The sequence below is a fragment of the Burkholderia sp. lig30 genome (genome assembly GCF_000687455.2).
Classification (GTDB): domain Bacteria; phylum Pseudomonadota; class Gammaproteobacteria; order Burkholderiales; family Burkholderiaceae; genus Burkholderia.
Genome location: NZ_JGVW01000009.1, coordinates 1 through 3,857, shown reverse-complemented (window position 1 = coordinate 3,857; position 3,857 = coordinate 1). Strand labels below are relative to the sequence as shown.

The 3,857-nt window shown below is 70.4% G+C and carries 4 protein-coding genes; 3 read left to right on the top strand and 1 reads right to left on the bottom strand.

All coding sequences use genetic code 11. From position 1 onward, the window contains the following. Positions 1 to 2: 2 nt before the first annotated feature. Both metC and LIG30_RS00470 read left to right on the top strand, forming a co-directional pair. Positions 3 to 1,088: a cystathionine beta-lyase gene (gene metC, locus LIG30_RS00475; RefSeq protein ID WP_235510117.1), complete on the top strand. Its 1,086-nt coding sequence runs from the start codon at positions 3 to 5 to the stop codon at positions 1,086 to 1,088. Between the two features lie 129 nt (positions 1,089 to 1,217). Next, the gene (locus LIG30_RS00470) at positions 1,218 to 1,562 is read left to right on the top strand and encodes a DUF3088 domain-containing protein (protein ID WP_038708696.1); all 345 of its coding nucleotides are present in this window, start codon (positions 1,218 to 1,220) and stop codon (positions 1,560 to 1,562) included. Between the two features lie 59 nt (positions 1,563 to 1,621). Here LIG30_RS00470 and LIG30_RS00465 read toward each other — a convergent pair whose 3' ends face one another. Further along, positions 1,622 to 2,542: a DMT family transporter gene (locus LIG30_RS00465; protein WP_051994808.1), complete on the bottom strand. Its 921-nt coding sequence runs from the start codon at positions 2,540 to 2,542 to the stop codon at positions 1,622 to 1,624. A 124-nt stretch (positions 2,543 to 2,666) separates the two neighbouring features. On the opposite strand from LIG30_RS00465, the gene LIG30_RS00460 reads away from it, so the two are divergent. Then, a partial coding sequence (locus tag LIG30_RS00460; RefSeq protein ID WP_038708694.1) for an aminotransferase-like domain-containing protein occupies positions 2,667 to 3,857 on the top strand: 1,191 nt, incomplete at its 3' end.

Sequence of the window (3,857 nt, the reverse complement as noted above, 5' to 3'; positions counted from 1 at the left end):
CGCTGCTGTTTCACAGCGTCGCCGCGCTCGACACGGTTCGCGGCACGCCGCTCGCGTACGGGCGCCACGGCAGCCCGACCACGCGCGCGCTCGAGGAGGCGCTCGCGCGCCTCGAAGGCGCGCACGGCACGCTGCTCACGCCGAGCGGGCTCAGCGCGATCACCACCGCACTGCTCGCGGTGCTCAACCCCGGCGACCACCTGCTGGTGACGGATTCCGTCTACGACCCGACCCGCGCGTTCTGCGACGAGACGCTCGCGCGCCTCGGCATCGACACGACCTACTACGATCCGGCGATCGGCGCGGACATCGCCGGCCTCATGCGGCCCAACACGCGTGCTGTGTTTGCCGAGTCGCCCGGCTCGCTGACGTTCGAGGTGCAGGACATTCCCGCCATCAGCCGGGCCGCGCACCGGCACGGCGCGATCGTCCTGCTCGACAACACGTGGGGGACGCCGCTGCATTTCCGGTCGTTCGAGCATGGCGTCGACGTGTCGATCCACGCAGCGACCAAGTACATTTCCGGCCATTCCGACGTGCTGACGGGCGCGATCCTGACGACCGAGGCGCTCTATCCGAAGATCAGCCGCTGCTATCGGCAGCTGGGGATGACGGTCAGCGGCGACGACGCGTATCTCGCGCTGCGCGGCCTGCGCACGCTGTCGGTTCGACTCGAGCGGCACCAGCGCAATGCGAACGCGCTGACGGACTGGCTCGCGCGGCAGCCGGAAGTCGCCGAGATCCTGTACCCTGCGCGCCCCGGCGCGGCCGGCCATGCGTTGTGGCGGCGCGATTTCACGGGTGCGTGCGGCCTGTTCGGCGTGGTGCTCCACCGGCAGCCGGACGACGCGATGCGCGCGATGCTCGACGGCCTGACCTGTTTCGGCATGGGTTACAGCTGGGGCGGCTTCGAAAGTCTCGTCATCCCGGCCAATCCCGCGCGCCATCGCACCGCCACGCGCTGGCCGAACGACGGCCAGCTGCTGCGGATTCACGCGGGCCTCGAACACCCGGACGATATGATCGCCGACCTCGAAGCCGGTTTCGCCCGGCTGCGCGCGGCCGCCCATTCACGAACGGAAGCCTGAATCGCGGCGATGCCGCTTGCGCGCCCCGGCTTCGCGCCCGTCACGTTCCGTGCGTGACGCGGCGCGCCGCTCCATCGCCCCACCCTTCGCCTGAATTTTCGACTTCAACCACCAGCAGCGAGTGACACCATGAAAGACACCCTGTTCATCCTTCGCCCGGGCTTCTTCAAGGACGCCGACGGCCCGTTTTACTGCGGCGACTCGGTATCCGTCGAAGGCTTGTTGAGTTTCTATCCGCAGCTTCGCGGCGCGGTCGACGTCGAGTACATCGACGCACCGAGGCCGCGTCAGGCGATCGTCGCGCGGATCGGCGAAGACAATCAGTCCGCGCCGGTGCTCGTGCTCGGCAATGGGCAGACGCCGAAGGACGGCGCGATCGCCGTTCAGGAACACGACGGAACGCGCTTCATCAACGATCCCGCGGATATCCGGCGCTACCTGTCGTCGCAGTACGGCGTCGCTCACGTCGCGTGAGCGTGACCGGCGCGATGTGCTGACGCCGCGGCCGGGTCGCGCCGGCCGCGGCAGACGGTTTACGGCCTGCTCACGTTCATGACGGCGCTGCGCTGGCCCGCCTCCGTTGCCGGCGCCGCACGCGAGAAATACTTCGCCCCCGCGACGCACGCGACGATGGCCACGGTGACGGCGATCATCGACGCGGGCACCTGCTCGTGCAACAGCGCGGCGGCCAGCACGAGGCCGAAGAACGGCTGCAGCAACTGCAACTGCCCGACGCCCGCGATGCCGCCGAGCGCGAGCCCGCGATACCAGAACACGAAACCGATCAGCATGCTGAACAGCGACACATACGCGAGCCCCCACAGCGCGTCCTGACCGACGCCGCCGAACGACGCGGGCCGCGTGACCCACGCGAGCGGCATCATCACTGGCAGCGACAGCACGAGCGCCCACGAGATCACCTGCCAGCCGCCGAGATGCCGCGACAGCCGCGCCCCCTCCGCATAACCGAGGCCGCACACGACGATGGCGGCGAGCATCAGCGCATCGCCGAGCGGCGACGCGCCGACGCCGTTGCGCATCGCGAACGCGGCGACCGCGCCGCTGCCCGCGACCGAAAAGAGCCAGAACGGCAGGCGCGGACGCTCGCCGCCGCGCCAGACGCCGAACAATGCGGTCGCGAGCGGCAGCAGGCCGATGAAGACGATCGCATGCGCGGACGTCACGTGCCGCAGCGCGAGCGCGGTCAACAGCGGGAAACCGACCACCACGCCGAGCGCGACGACGAGCAGCGGCACGATCTCGGCGCGCGCCGGCCGCGCCTGGCGCAACGCCAGCAGCAGGGCCAGCGCGAGCGCGCCGGCGATGGTCGCGCGCGCGAACGTCAGGAATACCGGGTCGAGCCCCTGCACCGCGACGCGCGTGGCAGGCAGCGAGCCGCTGAAAATGAGCACGCCCAGCATGCCGCTGAGCCATCCATCGGTCGTCTTTTGCATCGGAGTTCCATATCAGGTGGGATACCCGATGATCCGCCGCGCCGGAAAAGCGCGTAAGCTACAGCGCAATACAATTCCGCAAAACTGTACTGGACACATCGCCGTACAGTTCAGCCCCGCCGACATGAACGACACCCCTCACGACCTTGCCCCGCATGCGCCGGCGCGCACGCGCGTCGACACGGTGATGCACGCTTTGCGCGAACGAATCGCCAGCCGCGCGCTCGCGCCCGGCGCGCGGGTGCCGTCGATCCGGATGATGGCCGACGCGTTGCAGGTATCGAAATCGACCGTCGTCGACGCCTACGAGCGGCTGGCCGGCGAAGGCGTGCTCGTCGCGCGGCGCGGCTCGGGCTTCTACGTGTCGGGACACGCGCCGCCGCTCGCGCTGGCCGATCTCGGGCCGCGCCTCGACCGCGAAGTCGATCCGCTGTGGCTGACGCGCCAGTCGCTCGAAGCCGGCGCGGCGGTCGCGAAGCCCGGCTGCGGCTGGCTGCCGCCGTCGTGGCTGCCCGAGGACAGCCTGCGGCGCGCGCTGCGCGCCGTGTCGCGCGACGCGCCCGACGCGCTCCTCAACTACGCGACGCCGCTCGGGCTGCCGGCGCTGCGCCAGCAACTGGCGCGGCGTCTCGCGCAGCACGGCATCCACGCGGAGCCCGGGCAGATCGTGCTGACCGACGGCGGCACCCATGCGCTCGACCTCGTGTGCCGCCTGCTGCTCGAGCCCGGCGATACGGTGCTGCTCGACGATCCGTGCTACTTCAACTTCCAGGCGCTGCTGCGCGCGCACCGCGCGCGGATCGTCAGCGTGCCGTTCACGCCCGCCGGCCCGGATCTCGCGCAGTTCGAACGCGCGCTGGCCGAGCACCGGCCGCGCCTGTACATCACCAACGCGGCGATCCACAACCCGACCGGCGCGACGCTGTCGCCGGCGGTCGCGCACCGGCTGCTCACGCTCGCGGGCGAGCACGACCTGCTGATCGTCGAGGACGACATCTTCGCCGACTTCGAGCGCGAGCCCGCGCCGCGCCTTGCCGCCTTCGACGGGCTCGCGCGGGTCGTGTCGATCGGCAGTTTCTCGAAGACACTGTCGGCGGCGATACGCTGCGGGTATATCGCCGCGCGCGCGGAGTGGGTCGATCCACTCGTCGACCTGAAGCTCGCGACGTCGTTCGGCAACGCGCAGCTTGCCGCGAACGTCGTGCATCACCTGCTCGTGGACGGCACCTACCGGCGCCATCTGGACGGCTTGCATGCACGGCTCGCCGACGCGATGGGCGAGACGCTGCAGCGGCTCGCCCATCGCGTCGGCGAG

Coding starts and splice junctions, on each gene's coding strand:
- LIG30_RS00470 (WP_038708696.1), top strand. CDS start 1,218: ATGAAAGACACCCTGTTCATCCTTCGCCCGGGCTTCTTCAAGGACGCC.
- LIG30_RS00465 (WP_051994808.1), bottom strand. CDS start 2,542: ATGCAAAAGACGACCGATGGATGGCTCAGCGGCATGCTGGGCGTGCTC.